Origin of the sequence: Brakhagea slesvicensis, assembly GCF_052161625.1 — a bacterium.
Taxonomy (GTDB): Bacteria; Planctomycetota; Planctomycetia; order Pirellulales; family Pirellulaceae; genus JBKCUI01.
On record NZ_CP197412.1, the window covers coordinates 3,597,038 to 3,615,245 of the forward strand.

15 protein-coding genes are annotated in these 18,208 nt (G+C 55.3%); 11 read left to right on the forward strand and 4 right to left on the reverse strand.

Features of this window, described 5'->3' with window-relative positions:
- Positions 1-32 precede the first annotated feature (32 nt).
- The 5 genes from SH467x_RS13660 to SH467x_RS13680 all read left to right on the forward strand — a co-directional run bounded on the left by SH467x_RS13660 (position 33) and on the right by SH467x_RS13680 (position 5,440).
- A complete protein-coding gene (locus tag SH467x_RS13660; protein WP_482367662.1) occupies positions 33-389 on the forward strand; it encodes a YbaB/EbfC family nucleoid-associated protein in 357 nt (118 codons plus the stop codon).
- Positions 390-402: 13 nt separating this feature from the next.
- The gene (locus tag SH467x_RS13665; RefSeq protein ID WP_482367663.1) at positions 403-870 is read left to right on the forward strand and encodes a tRNA (cytidine(34)-2'-O)-methyltransferase; all 468 of its coding nucleotides are present in this window, start codon (positions 403-405) and stop codon (positions 868-870) included.
- 155 nt (positions 871-1,025) lie between these two features.
- Positions 1,026-2,246, forward strand: a complete 1,221-nt coding sequence (locus SH467x_RS13670; RefSeq protein ID WP_482367664.1) for a flagellar basal body P-ring protein FlgI — start codon at positions 1,026-1,028, stop codon at positions 2,244-2,246.
- A gap of 14 nt (positions 2,247-2,260) precedes the next feature.
- Entirely contained in the window at positions 2,261-2,704 is a 444-nt protein-coding gene (locus SH467x_RS13675) for a rod-binding protein (protein WP_482367665.1), read from the forward strand.
- 168 nt (positions 2,705-2,872) lie between these two features.
- A complete protein-coding gene (locus SH467x_RS13680) occupies positions 2,873-5,440 on the forward strand; it encodes an FAD-dependent oxidoreductase (RefSeq protein WP_482367666.1) in 2,568 nt (855 codons plus the stop codon).
- 52 nt (positions 5,441-5,492) lie between these two features.
- Here SH467x_RS13680 and SH467x_RS13685 read toward each other — a convergent pair whose 3' ends face one another.
- Positions 5,493-6,950, reverse strand: coding sequence for a c-type cytochrome domain-containing protein (locus tag SH467x_RS13685; RefSeq protein ID WP_482367667.1), 1,458 nt, complete (start codon positions 6,948-6,950; stop codon positions 5,493-5,495).
- A 59-nt stretch (positions 6,951-7,009) separates the two neighbouring features.
- Positions 7,010-7,789, reverse strand: a complete 780-nt coding sequence (locus SH467x_RS13690) for a hypothetical protein (RefSeq protein ID WP_482367668.1) — start codon at positions 7,787-7,789, stop codon at positions 7,010-7,012.
- Between the two features lie 221 nt (positions 7,790-8,010).
- Between SH467x_RS13690 and SH467x_RS13695 the strand changes: the two genes are divergently transcribed.
- From SH467x_RS13695 to SH467x_RS13720, 6 genes are all read left to right on the forward strand, one after another.
- Positions 8,011-8,955 carry an aldo/keto reductase gene (locus tag SH467x_RS13695; RefSeq protein WP_482367669.1) on the forward strand — a complete coding sequence of 315 codons (945 nt, stop codon included), beginning with the start codon at positions 8,011-8,013 and terminating at the stop codon, positions 8,953-8,955.
- A gap of 126 nt (positions 8,956-9,081) precedes the next feature.
- Positions 9,082-12,159, forward strand: a complete 3,078-nt coding sequence (locus tag SH467x_RS13700) for a PVC-type heme-binding CxxCH protein (protein ID WP_482367670.1) — start codon at positions 9,082-9,084, stop codon at positions 12,157-12,159.
- A gap of 7 nt (positions 12,160-12,166) precedes the next feature.
- Positions 12,167-12,784: an NYN domain-containing protein gene (locus tag SH467x_RS13705; RefSeq protein ID WP_482367671.1), complete on the forward strand. Its 618-nt coding sequence runs from the start codon at positions 12,167-12,169 to the stop codon at positions 12,782-12,784.
- A 135-nt stretch (positions 12,785-12,919) separates the two neighbouring features.
- Complete coding sequence (locus SH467x_RS13710) at positions 12,920-14,050, forward strand: transglutaminase-like domain-containing protein (protein ID WP_482367672.1); 1,131 nt, start codon at positions 12,920-12,922, stop codon at positions 14,048-14,050.
- A gap of 132 nt (positions 14,051-14,182) precedes the next feature.
- Positions 14,183-15,298: a Gfo/Idh/MocA family protein gene (locus SH467x_RS13715; RefSeq protein ID WP_482367673.1), complete on the forward strand. Its 1,116-nt coding sequence runs from the start codon at positions 14,183-14,185 to the stop codon at positions 15,296-15,298.
- A 41-nt stretch (positions 15,299-15,339) separates the two neighbouring features.
- Positions 15,340-16,464: a phosphatase domain-containing protein gene (locus SH467x_RS13720; RefSeq protein WP_482367674.1), complete on the forward strand. Its 1,125-nt coding sequence runs from the start codon at positions 15,340-15,342 to the stop codon at positions 16,462-16,464.
- Between the two features lie 58 nt (positions 16,465-16,522).
- Here the strand turns inward: SH467x_RS13720 and SH467x_RS13725 are convergent, their stop codons facing one another.
- The gene (locus tag SH467x_RS13725; RefSeq protein ID WP_482367675.1) at positions 16,523-17,176 is read right to left on the reverse strand and encodes a hypothetical protein; all 654 of its coding nucleotides are present in this window, start codon (positions 17,174-17,176) and stop codon (positions 16,523-16,525) included.
- Positions 17,169-18,167 carry a DHH family phosphoesterase gene (locus tag SH467x_RS13730; RefSeq protein ID WP_482367676.1) on the reverse strand — a complete coding sequence of 333 codons (999 nt, stop codon included), beginning with the start codon at positions 18,165-18,167 and terminating at the stop codon, positions 17,169-17,171. Before SH467x_RS13730 ends, SH467x_RS13725 begins: the two co-directional genes overlap by 8 nt.
- Positions 18,168-18,208: the final 41 nt, after the last annotated feature.

Genomic DNA, 18,208 nt, shown 5'->3' on the forward strand with positions numbered 1-18,208 from the left:
CAGGAACTCCCCTTGAAAGACGAGCACGATCCATGTTCAAGAACTTGACCAACTTCGCATCCGCCATGAAGAACTTGACCCAACTGGGCCCGCAAGTTCGCGCGCTACATGCGAAGTTAGAAACCGCCCGAATCTATGGTTCCAGCAGCACGGATCGAGGGTCGATCAACATCGAGATGAATGGACTCGGGGTCGTGACGCAGGTTAGCGTTGCCCCCGAGTTGCTCACGCCGGACTCCAGGCTCGAATTGGAGACGCGATTGGCAGACGCCATCAATCAAGCCAACCGGACCGCTAAGGAAATGCACATCCAAGCGATTCGAGAGGTCACCGGTGGCGTCGAAGTTTTTCCAGGTTTCAACGATGTCCTCAAGAACTTCGTAGGGTAACGTCGCGACGTCCATGTCCTCCGATCCGATCTTGAACATCGTTCTGTACCAGCCCGAGATTCCACAGAACACGGGGAATATCGGCCGCACCTGCACGGCATTGAATGCCAAACTGTGGATCGTTCGCCCGACTGGTTTCCGAATGGACGAGAAGCAATTGCAGAGGGCAGGTCTCGACTATTGGCAACACCTTCAATGGGAGGCTGCCGATTCGTGGGATCATCTTTTGCCTCAAATCCCATCCGATCGGCTTTGGGTCTTTACCAAGTTCGCCACCCAGTCCTACACCGCTCCCAGGTATCAGGCCGGCGACTGGCTTCTCTTCGGCAGCGAATCGAGCGGTCTCCCCGCTTCGCTTCGAGAGAAATTCGCTAGCCAATGCGTGTCCATGCCCATGCCAGGGCCTGTTCGCAGTCTCAATCTTTCGGTGACAGTTGGCATTGCCGCATACGAAGCCTACAGGCAAATATCGCTCGCCTAGCGAGGGCGAGCCTTTCGTCGCTTCGCTGGATTGCGCCATTCTCCTAGGCTGCCATCGCGACGAGCGATCTTTGGGATGTTTCTCCCTGGTGTCAGCAGATCGGACTGGAATCTCGGAAGGGTATCTGGTTATGGTGCACGGAATCCTTCAAGTCCTTGACAAACTCCTTCATCGAGTTGGTCTACCGGAGAGAAACCATGCATCGCGAGGAACGGGTTATTCCGATCGAAAATACGTCCAGGATTCGATCCAGTCATCTCCTTTTCGCCTGCAGGGTCGTTATAGGTCTAGCAGCGGGATGCTGGCTTGGTTCCTTTGCGAACATGGCGAATGCGGAGCTCAAGATTCAGGACATCTGCCGTCTGCAAGGCCAGGAGGAGAATACGTTGCAAGGGATTGGATGGGTCGTGGGATTGAAAGGAACCGGTGACGGGGATTTCAAGCCGACAGTCCGATCCATTGCGCAGGCCCTCAAGGGGCTTGGTGGCAACCCCTCCTTTGACATGCAGGGGCGAATCAATGAGAAGGAATTTGCGAACACCAAGAATGTGGCCATGGTGTGGGTGGTAGCCAAAATTCCGCCAACCGGATTGGTGCAAGGGGATAAGGTTTCATGCACGGTTAGCGCGATCAATGCCAAGAGTCTTGAAGGTGGCAATCTCGTTTTGACCCATATGCTCGGACCGCGAGCCGACCAGACGACGACCTACGCTTTGGCGAGTGGACCAGTCACTCTCGATGATCCGAAGGTTCCGACTTCGGGGCGGGTCGTCAACGGATGCAAAATGGAGCAGACCGTTCAGAATCCATTCGTACAAGACAACAAGGTCACGCTGGTCCTCACTCCTAATCACAGCTCCTTTGCGACCTCGCAGTTGATCGCAGACAAAATCAATCGGTACGACGAGCAAGGCGGGACGGGGAATCCAAACGGCTCGTCGGGGACGCGATCGACTCGTTCGATTCAAAAGATCGCGTCGGCCATCGATCAAACCCATGTCGTAGTCCAAGTCCCGGAAATCTACCAGAACGAACCGGTTGAGTTCGTCTCCATGATCCTCAATCTACCGCTGATCAACCTAGCGAACCACAAGCGCGTTTACATCAACGAACGAGAAGGTGTGGTGGTCATCGGAGAGGACGTGACATTTGCCCCGGTCGCTGTATCGTTCGGCAACTTGACCTTTTCGCCGCGCGGAAACAACCCGCCCGCAGGGGGCTTTGTCGGGCTTCCCAAAGAAACGCCGGAGAACCCTCGATTGAAAAGTTTAGTAGATGGCCTCAATGTGCTGAACGTCCCGACCTCGGACATCATCACCATCATCAAAGGGATCTACAAACAAGGAAACCTCTACGGCGAACTCATCATCGAGTAGCAGAAAGTCATCCCATGGCAGACCCGATTGGTGTAACGAAATTGGATTCCTTGTCCGGTATTGTGGATCGCGGCACAGGGGCCGATGCACTCGTGTCGCGAGGGACGCGTCTTCAAGAATCGAGCTTCGCTGATGCGTTGCGGCAAAGCCAATCCGAGACTCAGGCCCCTACCATTGCGTCCGCATCGAGTGAGGCTGGGCCGGGGAGTTTGGGAGGGAAGCAGGGAGAGGATCTCAAGGAAGCGTTTCAGAACTTCGTGGGACAGACCTTGTTTTCCCAGATGATCTCGTCGCTTCGGTCCTCACAAGAGGGCTCGGCATACTTCAATGGCGGGCGAGCGGAAAAGATTTTTCAAGGGCAACTCGATCAAATCTTGAGCGAAGAGATGACCAAGGCGAGTGCGTCCCAGTTGTCGGAACCCATGTACGAGTTGTTTCAGTTGCAGCGAGCCAAGTAGTCAAACCCTTAGACGTTAAGTCAGGTCCCTTCATCGGCTTGACGGCCGACTATACTGGCCTCGTCTGCTTCGTTCCGTAGAAGCCTGGCCCCGTTGGCTCAGATTCCGGATTCACAACGGTTGTGCGTCGGTGTTGGGCTCGTTTGATCCCTACCCCGAATCTCTGACATGCTCAATCGATCGAACGCACTTCAGGATCTCCTAGCCTCGCTCCCTTCCCATCTACTGGAACGGGCGCGGTGGTATAGCCTGGGGGGCGAATCTGCCGACGGGAAGCTGGAACTGAGTTTGCCGTCCGCTGTACCGTCGAATGTACCGTCGAATGCGCCGTCCATTGCGCCGGTGGTCTATTGGACGCATCATGCGTTGCGAACTGACGAAAATCCTGCCTTGGATGCAGCCCGATATCTGGCCGTGTTTTTGAACGCGCCGTTGCTGGTTTACCAAGGGGTGAGTGAGAACTATCGATTCGCGTCGGATCGGCATCATTGGTTCAGTTTGCAGGGAGCCGTCGACCTGGCTCAGCAGTATGGAAAGCTGGGGATTCGATACGCTCTGCATGTCGATCGTCGGGACTATCGGGTTCCTGCTTTGAAGCGAATTACCGCCATGGCGAGGGTCCTCATTACGGATGAGTTTCCAGGGGAGCCGACGGACGTTTGGCTGGAGCGGCTTCGAGGGACATCGGCGACCCCCATTTTGACGGTCGATACGTCTTGCGTGGTGCCCATGCAGAAGGTCGGTAGAGCGTTCGACCGCGCCTTTGCTTACAAGGACGCCACTCGGAAATGGTACAAAGAACGAGTCGGTGCACCTTGGCCTGCATGCGAAGCCAATCCTTTACCATGGGATCAGGAGCTTCCATTTGTACCCATCGATACTCCTAGCATCAATCTAGCGGAGCTCGTTTCTCAATGCGAGATCGACCACAGCATTGGACCAGTCCTGGACACACCGGGTGGAACGACAGCGGGGTATGCGAGGTGGGAGCATTACTGCCGCACGAAGCTTTCCAAGTATGCGAAGCTGAGGAATGATCCAACTTCGGAAGTCGCTAGTCGCATGTCCGCGTACTTGCACTATGGAATGGTTTCTCCGATGCGATTGGCCCGAGATGCGCACGAGAGGAATGCGGAAAAATATCTGGAAGAGTTGCTGATATGGCGTGAGATGGCTTACTGCTATTGCTTCTATCGGGACGATTACGACACGTTGGATACTCTTCCGGATTGGGCGACTCAGACTCTGGCAGAACACGAAGCAGATCGTAGAGACCAGCTCTTCGCATGGGAGGATCTTGCTCGGGGCAAGACATCGGACCGGCTATGGAATGCGTGCCAGCGCAGTTTGGTCAAACATGGAGAGCTGCATAACAACGTACGGATGACTTGGGGGAAGGCGATTCTCCATTGGACTCGAAACGCTGGCGATGCACTCCGTCAGTTGATCGATCTAAACCATCGTTATGCGCTCGACGGTCGGGATCCTGCATCGTATGGAGGGATCCTTTGGTGTCTCGGACAATTCGATCGCCCGTTCCATCCCTCTCAGCCAGTTCTTGGGACCGTTCGATCCAGGCCGACATCGGAGCACGCGGAGCGGTTGGATCTGACAAAATACGAGTCGCAAATCGATCGATTCCGATTGGGGGCGGCCCCGCGGGTCGCGATGGTCGGGGCCGGGCTAGGTGGATTGATGGCTGCCAGGATCTTGAGCGACCATGGTTGGGATGTCACGGTATTTGATAAATCCCGAGGTCCTGGAGGGAGGGCTTCAACGCGACGTCTGGAGCAGATGTTGCAGTTCGATCATGGTGCCCAGTATTTCACGTGCAAAGACCCGCGCGTCGCCAAGTACGTTTGCAGCTGGATCGAGGTGGGACTTGTAGGGGTATGGACCGGTCGGATCGTAGAGTGGCGAGGCGGCGTGATGGCAGCGGATAAATCCAATGCCCACCGAATGGTCTGGATTCCTGGTATGAATGCGATGGGCAAACATTTGGCCAAGGATCTTCCTGTTCAATATCAACGCCGCGTCGATCGAATTGATGGGGAACCGGGAGCTTATCGCGTGGGCGGTTCAATCGGTTCCTCCATGATCGAGGATGAGCGTTTTGAGAGCGACACTTTTGATTCCGTGCTTATCAATTGCCCAGCGCACCAAACCCTTCAGCTCATGCCGAGCCAGATGGATTCCGCAAAGAAACTACAGCACGCCTCCCACCGCCCTTGCTGGACTGTGATGGTCGCGTTTGGAACCAAATGGGAGTTGCCGTTTGACGGCGCTTTTGTAAAGGATTCTCCCATCGCATGGATAGCCCGCGATTCGAGCAAACCGAGTCGTCCGAGCGAGCTAGATTGCTGGGTCCTTCAAACCAGCAGCGATTGGGCTGCCCAGAATCTTCAACTCGATCGAGATACCGTCTGTGACGTGCTGGTGCAGGAACTAAATCGATTGTTTCCCACGGCACCTCCCGAGCCATTGTTTCGCCAGTCGCATCGATGGCTCTATGCGGCGGTCGAGCGAGGAATTACGAACGAGCCCTGCTATTGGGACCCGCAACATCGCATCGGTGCCTGCGGGGATTGGTTTCAAACTCCCAACATCGAAGGAGCCCTTTTGTCCGGGATGGCACTCGCAGGGCGCGTGATGGGAACCGTCGCGACAGGCGTCATCGCGAATTTCTCATCCCCGTCATTGCAAATCGATGCACCGCAGCAGTTGAAGCTGTTTTGATTTGAAAGGAATCGCTTCTCCAAGCGATCTTGGAGAGAGATGTCCACAGCCGTTACGGATAGAGTGTTACCGGCACCTTATCGGTTGGTGTATCGATCTTCTGAAGATAGAAGCGACGATCGGTGGTTTGGATACCGATCCAGCCCGAGCGGTTCAGCCAGTGGATGCTCGCCGTCTCTGGCCCGAAGTCCTTCCATTCCTTCTTTTGCAATGCGAAGTTAGTCTTCTTTTTGGGGTTTCCCTTCTCATCCTTTTCAGCCTCCTCCACTACCGATTTCGTTGGCACCGCGGACATCATTTTCGAGGAAGCGAGCCAGAGAATACGATTGTCTGAGATGGCGATCGATTGCAGTCTCGGAGGGAGGTCGCTTCGTTTGGAGAGAACCCGTCCCGAATCATCGTTGGCCCAGAGGCGGAGCGAGCCTGTTTCGTCTCTTGTGATGGGGCCGAGCGCACTGAAGCCGACTCCACAAACGCTCCGTTCATGTCCCCCCAACGCCACTTTGAGTTCACCCGAAGGATATTCCGATACGCGCGCCGTGCGATCTCTCGACCCGCTCATCCAACGCGAGCCATCGGAATTCCATTCGATCGCGAGCACTTGATCTGCGTGTGCCAATTCCTCTTTGATAAGGCTTTGGGTATCGAGGGCGACAATCGCAATCTGACCGGTCATCGAACCGATCGCCAGCGCGCCATTGGAAGGGGAAAACCGGAGTGTTGGAGGAAGATCCGAAGCGGTCCACACGCGGATAGCATGTTTTGGGTTCTCCAGATCGATGAGATGAACGGACCCGGAAATGCCAGGCTGCCCCGAGGAGACCGCGAGCCAACGTTCGTCGGCGGACAAGTCGATGGCAGCAAACCGTTTCTCAAAACCGGACCATCGCGTTTCCAATTTCCCTTCGATCGTGTTCCATACCAACAGCTCCCCCCAACCAGCTACATAGAATCTCTTTCGGCTCTCGCTATAAGCGCCCAGGAAGGGGGGAGTTCGATTGCCATAGGTTGCGTGATTGGGAGCGGAAGGATCGAGCGCGAGCAGACTGTTGGGGGATGCGCGTTCGATCAAGCTTTGATCTTTGGCGAGGCGCCACGCCGGCGAACCATCGATCCATTGACGGAGGATAGATTGTTCCTCTTTGGAAAGAGGTTCCCCTTCGCTCGGCATGCGAATCGAGGCATCTTCGGAGGAGACTCGGATCCAAAGTTCACTTTTCTCCGCTGCACCGTCGACGACCGGGACTGCATCGGAATCCCCGGGTTGATAGAGCGCATGCCCGTTGTGGAGGCTGTAGCCCCCTTCGGCAGAATCTTCGTTGTGGCAAGCAAAGCATTTCGATCGCAAGATGCGAGTGGCGCGCTGTTCCACCTCGTCGGGGGAATTGGGCTCATCGGAAGATTGGGCCACTCCTAACGCGGGGCATGTCATCGCGAACAATCCGACAAAGCAGGTGGCGGTTCGCAACGAGGCATAGAGAGAGCGAGCAAGGCAGGAGATGCTTGGCATGGCGATGGGAGGAAGGGAGGGAGGTTTCGAGTGATTGGGTCCGGGTTATGGGGTTCGGGTTATGGGGTTCGGGGGCGTGCGACGAATTGGATGAGGACGCTGCCCAGAATGGCTCCGCCGATAAGAAACGCGATGAATCCTAGGGGAGATTGGGACCAGCTCCAGTTGTCCGTCAATGTCGTCCCGAAGATCGAGCCGAGGGTGGCGAAGGGGAAGAAGATAGCAGCGAGCATGTTGAAGCGGTGCGAGGCGACCATCATCTGATGCGTCGCGGCCGCTTGTTCGTCCGCCCGGCGAATGATGGCCACATCCATCGAATTCTTCGCGTCTTCGTAGAGCAATTCGGCTTGCCTTGAGAGATCGTAGGCACGGTCTCGGTGATCGATCAGGGCCCTTACATTGGGGAAGGCCTTGCGGGCCTCCTCCAAAGTCGCAAGCAAATTCTTGGTGGTTCGCATCAAGGGAGCCAAGCCATCGAGGATGGGAAGGTAATCATCGGCCTTCATCGCTTTGGCTTCTTCGTGTTCGAAGTGATCAAGTTTTTTAGAGAATCGGTCGAGGTGCATTGGCAGCGCGGCTTTGCCGGGGTCGCCATTGCTCGCCCGCCATTCGCCGGACGGATCCAGCCAAAAAAGAATCCCCTTTCGCGTCGTTTCGTCCGCTTCGGGAACGTGGTGCGCGACAATGAGCAGGTGGGTTTCGGTGGTCATGACCCGTTGTCGTCCGACCGACGTACCAAGGCGAGATCGAAATTCCTCGGGCAAGGAATTCCAGTTGGGGGGGATCAAGGGTGAATGCTGTGGTGCATGCTGCTGTGAATGCTGCTGTGAATGCTGCATAGTGTGCTCACGAAAGCGACTCGCGCACGACAGCGAGGGGACAAGAACCTTCGGGACCTGAGGTGCGCCTTTGCGAAGATCAGGCCTCATTTTAACTCGGCTCGGGCGCGCGATGTGGGATTCAGGAACGGGAGATCGGATATACTTCCTGGCGTCGCCCGCTTGGCTGCGAGCGCGGTACCGGATGACGATTTTTCCACTTACCCAACCCTAGTAGATCGATGCGAACCAAACGATTAGGCCAATCGGATTTAGAGATTTCACCCATCGGTGTAGGAGCTTGGGCGATGGGAGGGGCGGGTTGGTCCTTTTCGTGGAGCCAGCAGGACGACAGCGATTCCATTCGTGCGATTCATGCGGCGTTGGAGGCAGGGGTGAATTGGATCGATACGGCCGCCGTGTATGGGCTCGGGCATTCCGAAGAAGTAGTCGCTGAAGCGCTGCGAACTTGGGGGGGAGCAAAGCCCTACGTATTCACCAAATGCGAGAGGGCCTGGGACGAAAATCGACAGATCGTGAAATCCTTAGAGCCCGCCTCGATTCGCCGTGAATGCGAAGCGAGTTTACGACGGCTGAACGTCGACGTGATCGACCTCTATCAGATTCATTGGCCTGAACCGGACTCGGATATTGAGCAAGGCTGGGAGACGCTGGTGGCTCTCCAAAAGGAGGGAAAGGTGCGATGGATTGGAGTATCGAATTTCAACGTGGAGCAGATGGAACGGATTGCGCCCATGGGGACCATCACTTCACTTCAACCGCCATACTCCTTGGTCAGGCCGGAAGTAGAAGCGGAGATTCTTCCTTACACGCAGGAGCATAACATCGGCGTGATTGCTTATTCGCCCATGGGGTCAGGCATGCTGACGGGCACCATGTCTCGCCAACGCATCGAAAACCTTCCGGAAGACGATTGGCGGCGTCGCAGTGCATTTTTCCAAGAGCCGCTTCTCACGAAGAACTTGGAATTGGCCGAACGGGTGACAGATCTGGCGACGAAGCTTGGAAAGCATCCCGGTGTGATCGCGATCGCCTATGTGCTGAACCATCCCGCGGTGACAGGTGCGATTGTAGGGATGCGAAACGAGAAACAAGTACGGGAACTCCTCGATGCCATGACTTTCGAGTTGGCACCGGAGGACCGGGCCGCATTGATTCGGCCCTAAATAACCGTTGGGGCATGAGGCAAATAGATGGTGTAGAATGGTCGCAGGTCTTCTCCCGGGAGCGGGAGGGATCCAACCCCATCCATTCTCCTACCGTTATTTCCTCCCCAATAAGGTTTCTTTGACGTGCACCGACCGAGATTTGCTGCGCTGCTTTTAGCAGTTGCGACCGCTGCGACATTGAATGGCCAAGAGTTCATTCCACGAAAGCAAACAGCACCACCCGGGCCACCAAAAAGTCCTGTCGAAGCGATCGCTGCGATGCAGGTTCCCGAGGGATTCCATGTGGATTTGGTGGCATCCGAGCCGTCGATTATGAATCCGGTGGCGATGGCGTTCGACGATCGCGGTCGCATCTATGTCACCGAGAGCTTCGAGTATCCGCGTCGTGAGCCGGGTCCTGGGCGGGATCGCATCAAGATCTTAGAGGACCGAGATGGCGATGGCGTCGCCGAGACCGTGAAAGTCTTTGCCGAGGGATTGAATATCCCCTCCGGGATCGCGGTCGGACATGGTGGGGTTTGGGTCGCCAACGCTCCCGACATCCTTTTTCTGGAGGACACCGATGGGGATGACGTTGCTGACAAGCAGACAGTGGTCGTAACAGGCTTTGGGAGAGACGACACCCACGAGCTCCCCAACGCGCTGACTTGGGGACCCGATGGATGCCTTTACGGATTGAACGGAGTGTTCAATCCATCGCGAGTCGTTCAAGGGGATAAGACATTCGAATTCACTTGTGCGATGTTTCGCATCGATCCCAAGACCCGTCAGTTCGATTTGTTTTGCGAAGGAACCAGCAACCCCTGGGGCATCGCCTTCGATACAGAAGGAAGTGCCTTTATCAGCGCTTGTGTGATCGATCACCTTTGGCATCTCACCGAAAGCGCTTATTACCTTCGGCAGGGGGGACCTTATCCACCCCACACGTTCTATGCGGATTCGATCGTCAAACACAAGCATCAAATGGCAGCCTATTGCGGGATCGAGTTCTTGGACACCGATGCCTATCCCTCGTCGTTCAACAACAAACTCTATATGGGGAATATCCATGGCGGCTGTTTGAACAGCGATTCGATCGAGCGATTCGGAGCGACCTATCGAGGCAAAGGGGAACCGGATTTCTTGACGGCGAACGACGTTTGGTTCATGCCCGTGGCTCAAAAGGTAGGACCGGACGGATGTTTGTATGTGCTGGATTGGTACGATCGCTATCACTGCTATCAAGACGCCAATGCCGACCCAAAGGGGGTAGATCGAGGGCATGGGCGTCTCTACCGGGTGGTGCATCAATCGCGACGCAAGCCGCGCGTGGAAGACTTTAACAAGCAGAGCGATGCTCAGTTGGTCGCGCTGTTGGCAGATCCCAACATTTTCAATCGACAGCGAGCCCAATTGAAGCTGCAGGAGAGAAGTGTTGCGATGGACTCCGAGACGTCGCGCGCGTTGCAACAAAACATCTTCGATACAAAGTTGCCGATGAAGATTCGGCTTCATTCCCTCTGGGCTCTGGTTGGTTCTACTCGCATTTCCGAGGCATTGGCAACGCGACTCGTGCAAGCCAACGAGCCCGAGTTGAGAGTTTGGGGAGTTCGAACGATCGGTCGGCAAGGGATCGATTCGCGCACTGTGAGGGAGTCGCTCGAGAAGTTGGGCGAGGATCCAGATCCTCGTGTTCGCGTCGAGGTTGCAATCGCCAGCCCGAAGCTGGCTCGCGCCAAGGGAGAGTCTGCGTGGAATGTGTCGCAGCAGTTGAAGGTGTTGTCGCACAGCGATCCCGATCCCATTCTCAGCAGAGTTGTTTGGCAAAATATGTTGCCGGATTTGGTTCGTGAACAGGACGCGATCCTAGCGACTATGAAGCAGTCGTCGGCGAATCGCGAATGGAGTGCGCTCGTTCCTCGTTTCGCTTCGTTGCTTCTGTCTCAATCGAACAATCGATTGGACGATGCGCGAAGTCGTCGTCATGTCGAGAATGTGTTGACCGCCGCGAGTTTGGTCGCAAACGAGGATCCAGACACCGGGGCACGTGTTGTCAGTTCGTTGTTGGATCGGGTGCGCAGCGGCGAGTTTTCCGTCGGCGCGATCAAGCCGGTTTTGCAAAAGTGGGGTTCGGATAACGCTTCGAATCCCCTGGCTGGCGGTCCAGTTGGCAAGGAATGGAAGAGTTGGAATGGCTGGCAAAATGCCCTCTTTCAAGTTCGATTGATACTCGGTGACGAGAACGGCATGAAGCTGGCGAAGGAGCTAGTGGTGCATCCCGATGTTCGGCCTGAGCTCAAGAAGCAGATTGTTCAAGTTTCTGCGTCGCTCGACGACACGATTCTGTTGGCTGCCATGGAGAAGCTTGTCACCGAGTTGGAGGCACAACGCGAGGTCGATAGCGGTTTGCGCGACACGGTCTTGGATTTGGGAGTGCGAAGGCTCTCGGTCGAGCAGGCTCAGAGCTTGGTCGCTCGGTTGCCGAAAATGAAGGGAGCGATTCAATCGGGGATCGCTGAGAGACTCTGTCAGCGGTCCGAATCGGCCGAGGTGTTCTTAGCGTCGGTCCAATCGGGAGCGATTCGAAAAGAGTTATTGAGCCCCAATCGGATCCGTCTCCTAGCAGGGAGCAATCAGGAAAGTATCAAGAAGCTCGTCGGACAGATTTGGGGAAGCGTCAACACCGAGTCCTCCCAAGAGCGAGAAGCCGTGATTCAACGAGTTGGGAATGCGCTTCGATGGGATGCGCGAGGGAACGCCGACAGGGGGTGGTTGGTTTACGACCGCATCTGCGGTCAATGCCACGTCATGCACGCGCGCGGCAATGAGGTAGGACCGAACATCACCTCGAACGGCCGCGGTTCCTATGAGCAGTTGTTGGTGAGCGTATTCAACCCAAGTTTGGTGATCGGCGACGCGTACAAGAGCGTGACGATTCGAACAAAGGATGACGAGATCATCACCGGTCTTTTGGTGGAGAAAACGGAGAATCGAGTCGTTGTCAAAGTGCAGGGAGGAAAAGAGCAAATCGTTGCTGTTGACGACATCGACGAATTCAAGCAGGACTCCAAGTCGCTGATGCCCGAGGGATTGGAAAATCAGATGACTCCCCAAGAGATGGCGGACTTGTTCGCGCTTTTAACCTTGGAACAGAAACCAGATTCGAAGGAGAATGCGAAGATTCAGGGGACCCCTGAGAATTTGCATTCGAACGGTCGCTAAAACCTCTATGGCTCGCGTTCCAAAGCAGCCGTCGATCGAAACGTTGATCGACGGCTACAACTTGATGTTCCAGAGCATCGGCACTCCCGATCCACGTCGCGGGACCGGTGCGTTGCGAGAAGCGAGGCAAATGTGTTTGGAGTACATTGCAGTACGAATGTCCGACCGCGAGCGGCAGCGGACGTGGATTGTATTCGACTCGCAGGTCGACCTCGATTTGCCGAAAGAGTCTCACTACCGCGGCATGCGGGTGACTTTCTCACGAGATCACTCCAGCGCGGACGAGTTGATCGTGCAAGCGATCCGGGCCCATCCGACACCCAAAAAACTAACCGTCGTTTCGTCCGATCATCAGATTCAGCGGGCTGCGAAGAGCCGGGGAGCGGTCGCCATGGAGAGCGAGGATTGGGTCTCGTTTGAGCTTGGTCCTCCCGGGCGAGATGTCGGCACCACCGAGTCCGAGGTCGGGGATCGAAAGAAATCTGAGCGGCGAGGGGAGCTTGCGGAAGGCCGGTTTTCCGACGCGAAGCCGATGGAGGGGGATTTTTCAGTCGAGGCGAGCGAATTGCGAGAATGGCTTGATCGATTCGGCTTTTCGCAGTCCGACGGCTCCCAATCGTCATAAATCGCACAGCCGGTTTGCTTGGAAGCGAGCGGCGATCGCGGGACGATGGAATTTTGCTCTGTTTCCCAAAGAGTTTGCCAAAGCGTGACTCTGCGACTTATTCTGAAAGGTGACTCGTAACGGGAGATAGAACGAATGAAATCGGGTAACCTTCGAAAAATCGCGCTAGGGTTGGCAAGCCTGTTGCTCATGCCAGCATGTTGCTTGGCGCAAGAGGAGTCCAAGGAGCGTGGTGAAGGCGTTGCCAAGCCGCGGTCGGCGGCGAGGCCTGTGTCCAAGAAGCCTTCCGCGGAAGTCGTGGTGGGGCGCGTATTGGAAGCGACCAATGGCATCCAGCTTTATGCTCCGCGGACGATGGAGATGAGGTTCGGGATGAGCTTTGAATCCAACGAGAATTTCGCAACCAATATCCAGGCGACGATTCCCTTCCCCATGGATTGGCCGGAGCAGAAGATCACGGTCGTGAGCCATGAGATCCCAGACACGATGCTGTGGGACTTTCGGGATTTGCCGGCAGGTGCACGGCAATTGGTTATGCGTATGAATTCGCTGGGCCCCAATGCCCAAATCAACTTGGTCGTCCATGTTCAGGTTGAAAAGTCCTTTATCAATGCACCGGCCGATACATCGGTCTTTCGCATTCCAAAGACGATCCACAAAGAGTTGCGATGGTATATGGAGTCGAGCCCTTACATCGAAATCAATTTGCCGGACATTAAAAAGGCGGCGAAAAAAATCGCCGATGCAAAACCTGAGAATGCTTGGAAGCATGTCGAGATGATCTACGATTGGGTTCGAGAGACAATCGAGTATCGCAATGGACCTGTCCGCAACATTCGCGACGCGCTCAAAGACAAACAGGGGGATTGCGAAGAGATGACCGGCATCTTCGTCGCGCTATGCAGGGCGAGCGATATCCCGGCACGGTGCGTTTGGATTCCAGAGCACTGCTACCCCGAATTTTATCTGGAAGACGAAGAGGGAGTGGGGCATTGGTTTCCGTGCCAAGCGGCCGGCGAGAAGCAGTTTGGGCAAATGCATGACTACCGCCCCATTCTCCAGAAGGGGGACCGGTTCAAGGTTCCTGAGGAGCAGGGATGGCAACGTTATGTCTCGCATTTCTTTTCTTGTCGTCAGCGGCCATTGGGGGCTGGCGGGCGAGACATGTTCGTCGAGCCTATTCTCGATCTAGGGCCTCTGCAGCAGGAATTGGACGCACTGCGAGTCGATGCAGCGCGTGGGGGCGAGGCGTCTCCGCAAAATTGAGGCTGAACGGGGAACGCTCCTTTTTCGTAACTCCAATTCTTTCGCGTATCTGAACCAAGCCGATGCGCGTTAGAATGGGGCGATTCGAGCGACCCCTTCCCACCCCTATTCCTCGCAAGCAGATTCAATCCGATGCAAAGACTGAATGCCAACCGACGAGAATTTCTTTCGACTTCCACCTCTGTTGCGGTCGCCGCAGGACTAGCGACGGGAGGGTTCTTTTCCGAGACCGCTCAAGCCAGTTCGAATCGCAAGTTGGGGGTGGCTTTGGTGGGGTTGGGAAACCTCAGCACGAACCAAATCGCCCCGGCTTTGGCGAAAACCAAGCACTGCCAACTGGCTGCCGTCGTGACCGGTACCCCGGCCAAGGAAAAAGCTTGGAGCGAAAAGTATGGGGTGAAACAGGATCATATTTACAACTACGAGCGATTCGACAAAATCGCATCGGATGATACCGTCGATGTTGTTTATGTGGTTTTGCCAAACAGCATGCATCACGAGTTCACCATTCGAGCGGCGAAGGCAGGCAAGCACGTTTTGTGCGAAAAGCCGATGGCGAACACCGCGCAGGAGTGTCGCGAAATGATCGCCGCGTGCAAGGCGGCAGATCGGTTATTGGCGATCGGATATCGTTGTCAATTCGAACCCCATCATCTGAAGATGCTCGAGCTAGCTCGCTCCCAGGCCTTTGGGGCGATTCGGATGATCGAAGCCGGATTTGGGTTCAAGATCGGTGACCCGACGCAATGGCGACTGAAACGAGAACTCGCCGGAGGCGGGGCGTTGATGGATGTCGGTATCTACGCGCTCCAGGCATGTCGCGGTATCACCGGCGAGGAGCCGATTTCTATAACGGCGCAAGAGACCAAAACCGATGCGACAAAATTTGCGGAGGTAGACGAATCGATTACTTGGTTGATGCAATTCGCATCGGGAACCCAAGCCTATTGCAGCACCAGTTACAACTTCAATGGACTCAATCGCGTTCAAGCCTTTGGGAGCGATGGCTTTGTGAAGTTGGATCCGGCCTTCAGTTACACGGGAATCCGAATGGAGACCTCGAAGGAGAAGATCGATCTGGGGCAGGTCGATCATTTCGCAGCAGAAATGGATGACTTCGCCCAGTGCATTTTAGAGCGACGTCCTTCGAAGGTTTCTGGCGAGGAAGGCTTGAAGGATCTCTTGGCCATCGAAGCGATTTATCGATCGATCGAACAACGTAAAACGGTCACAGTGGAAAAGGGTTAGGACGAACTCGTCTCGAGTTCAATCGGATGGAGACTTCTGGCATGGGTAGTCCTCTTCGCGTGGGTGCTGATGTGTTGAAGCAGAGACCAATGGTTCTCCATATGCATCCCGAGATCCCGAATCGATCGGAAGTGGATTCCCGTGTCGTGTTGTACCCCACGATTGCAACTCCCATCTCCGGTGGCGATGTCTGGCGGGTTTGGGTGCAGGGAAGGATTAGCCAGGAAGCGCCGGCTTCCTTTAGCAAGCGGTTGATGATCAAAGGATTGGTTCGTGCACTCGATATTTCCAAAGATGTGGTCGACGGCCATATCTTTGGCGAACGGGTCGACGGTTTCTTGGCCTGCCCGATTTCAGGTATGCGCGTCCAGGTCGCTCTCGGCGGTCAGCATTATGTCCTCCGACGGAAATCGAAGGGGAGCGGTTTGTTCAATTGCAAGTTGGATCTTCCCGCGCGACAGCTCTCAGGCCTGCGAAGCTTTGGAGAGTCATACCCTCTCCTAGGTTATGAACAACTGGATGCACCCTCGTCCTCGTCGTTGATGGAAGCGTCGGAGACGTTGAAGGGATGCCCGATTTTCTTGGCAGAAGATCAGGGGGTGAGCGTTGTCACGGATATCGATGATACGATCAAAATGACGGAAGTTAATTATCGCCGACGGATGCTCCAACGAACCTTTGCCGAACCCTTTGAATCGATTGAAGGGATGGCGGAGACCTATCAGCGTTGGTTTGAGCAGGGAGCGTTGTTCCATTACGTCAGCAGCAGCCCTTGGCAGATCTATCGTCCTATCTCCCAGTTCCTTTGTCAGTCGGGATTTCCACAAGGGAGCATGCACTTGAAATGGTTCCGGTTGCGAGATGAGATCTTCAAACGATGGCAGATCATCCGTCGCAAAAGCAAAGGAGGAGTGATTCGAAGCTTGCTCAAACGGATGCCTAATCGCACGTTTATCTTCGTCGGAGATAGCGGTGAACGGGACCCCGAGATCTACGCGAAGTTAGCATCGAAATTCCCGAATCAGGTTGCCAGGATTTGCATTCGACAGATCGAAGCTAATCCGCTCGATGGGAAGCGTCTAGAGGGTATCTATCGTCGGCACGGGTTGACGGTGCCGATTCAAGTCTTCGCGCACGCTCGTCAGCTTGGCGATCTCTTGTCGTGAAGACGGATTTATCTGGTAGACGCTGTTCACTGGATGAAGATGACGAAGGGCTGATTGGCTACTCGCTGAAGAGAGCTGCCATCGCGTCGCGAAGGGATTGGGTGTCGCTCGCCAAAAACCAGAATGCCACCAGGAATAACACACCGCTCAAGGTGACATACAACGGGCCTTGAACCGCAGACTCGATGCGTTCCTGACGGGCTGCCCGGCTGAGTTCTTGCTCGAGACGGATCCATTCCAGCAAATTCTGATTCGTCCCTATCGCATGGAGTGAAGCGACATCGCGGGTTCCCGCGTCGAGGAGCAATGCGTGAATGCCCAGAGACTCCATACGGATCGCATCTCCTTGGAACGAGAATGGTACATCGCGTTCAGAGAGCCCCTTTTCAAGAATTTTCCGCAAACGATCCTTGCGCATTCCGTAGATGACCACCCCAGGGGGGACGTGGAAGACGATCAGAAGAAGGACCAGGAAGTAGAGAGACAGTAAGATCAACCAAACCCAATTCCCCACGAGAGAGTAAGCCGCTCTCGGGAAAAAGAGTTCGATGGGTCCGACGGCGATCATGCCGGCCATCCCTATCCCGAGGAGGAGCAAATCAAACGATCGGCTCAAAACAGTGGGATGGTTTCGCCATCGCAGCATCCCCATCACGGACAGGTAGGCGCCGAGGGGGAGAAGGGCGAAAGCAAGTCGAATGGGATCAAGCATGGCCAGGTTTGTTCGCGAGCGCTTGCCTGGCGGCGTGCAACACGCGCGCCTGCGCGTCAGCAAACTCCGCTTCGATAAACGCGCCTGCTGCAGCGCGGTGTCCCCCGCCGCCGAATTGGCGAGCCAGCTCATTGCAGTCGACATGGCATCGCGAGCGGAAGCTAGCCTTGAAGCCACCTTTGAGTTGCTCGATCAAAATGATCGCGACTTTTGTCCCTTCGATCGCCAACGTCAAATTGATTGCATCCTCGGTATCGCTGGCGAGCGCGCCCGATTCGACGAAGTCTTCTTTTCGAACATGGGTATGGACCAATTGACCGTTGCATTCGACTTGCACCCGAGCGAGGATCCGTCCGCGCAGTCGAACGCGTCCGACGGTGTCTCGTTCGTATAGATCACCGTAAATCGACGAGGGGGATGCTCCCGAATCGACGAGTTTGGCGATAACTCGATAGGTTTCGCTCGTGGTGGAATCGAATCGAAACCACCCGGTATCGGTGGCGATGGCGGCATACATCGCATTCGCCATCGTGCGCGTGATGGGAACCTGCAGATACTCCGCGAGCTTGGCGACAAGATGGCCGGTCGCTTCGGCGCTGGTGTCCTTGAAAAACTGAGCCCCGAGGTCGTCTTCACCCACGTGGTGATCGATGACAACTTTGGAGCCGTTGAATTTCCTCAGTACGTCGGCCATGGGACCGAGTTGTGCCCAAGCGCTCGTGTCGAGGACGATCAAGCAATCCCCTTCAATTTCTTCCTGGGTGATCGTGTCTCCAATGACGAGAATCGATTGTGCCGGGTCCATGAAGCAGAGGCTGGGCGGGGTTTGGTGACCATTGATAATAGTGACCTCTTTTCCCATGGCCTGGAGAATACCGGCCATCCCCATTTCGCTGCCGAGAGCGTCGCAATCCGGACGAATGTGGCTCGTCAAAATGAATCGCTTGTGTTTGTTTAGAATCGTTCGAAGAGAGTCCCAGTCCAAGTTCATGTAGACATTTCTAATGTTTGCAGTAATCGATTCTTTCCTCT

What these genes read in the sequence shown, in the direction of transcription:
- SH467x_RS13660 (WP_482367662.1), top strand. Translation starts at nt 33, where the DNA reads ATGTTCAAGAACTTGACCAACTTCGCATCCGCCATGAAGAACTTGACC.
- SH467x_RS13665 (WP_482367663.1), top strand. Translation starts at nt 403, where the DNA reads ATGTCCTCCGATCCGATCTTGAACATCGTTCTGTACCAGCCCGAGATT.
- SH467x_RS13675 (WP_482367665.1), top strand. Translation starts at nt 2,261, where the DNA reads ATGGCAGACCCGATTGGTGTAACGAAATTGGATTCCTTGTCCGGTATT.
- SH467x_RS13680 (WP_482367666.1), top strand. Translation starts at nt 2,873, where the DNA reads ATGCTCAATCGATCGAACGCACTTCAGGATCTCCTAGCCTCGCTCCCT.
- SH467x_RS13685 (WP_482367667.1), bottom strand. Translation starts at nt 6,950, where the DNA reads ATGCCAAGCATCTCCTGCCTTGCTCGCTCTCTCTATGCCTCGTTGCGA.
- SH467x_RS13690 (WP_482367668.1), bottom strand. Translation starts at nt 7,789, where the DNA reads ATGCAGCATTCACAGCAGCATTCACAGCAGCATGCACCACAGCATTCA.
- SH467x_RS13695 (WP_482367669.1), top strand. Translation starts at nt 8,011, where the DNA reads ATGCGAACCAAACGATTAGGCCAATCGGATTTAGAGATTTCACCCATC.
- SH467x_RS13705 (WP_482367671.1), top strand. Translation starts at nt 12,167, where the DNA reads ATGGCTCGCGTTCCAAAGCAGCCGTCGATCGAAACGTTGATCGACGGC.
- SH467x_RS13710 (WP_482367672.1), top strand. Translation starts at nt 12,920, where the DNA reads ATGAAATCGGGTAACCTTCGAAAAATCGCGCTAGGGTTGGCAAGCCTG.
- SH467x_RS13715 (WP_482367673.1), top strand. Translation starts at nt 14,183, where the DNA reads ATGCAAAGACTGAATGCCAACCGACGAGAATTTCTTTCGACTTCCACC.
- SH467x_RS13720 (WP_482367674.1), top strand. Translation starts at nt 15,340, where the DNA reads ATGGGTAGTCCTCTTCGCGTGGGTGCTGATGTGTTGAAGCAGAGACCA.
- SH467x_RS13725 (WP_482367675.1), bottom strand. Translation starts at nt 17,176, where the DNA reads ATGCTTGATCCCATTCGACTTGCTTTCGCCCTTCTCCCCCTCGGCGCC.
- SH467x_RS13730 (WP_482367676.1), bottom strand. Translation starts at nt 18,167, where the DNA reads ATGAACTTGGACTGGGACTCTCTTCGAACGATTCTAAACAAACACAAG.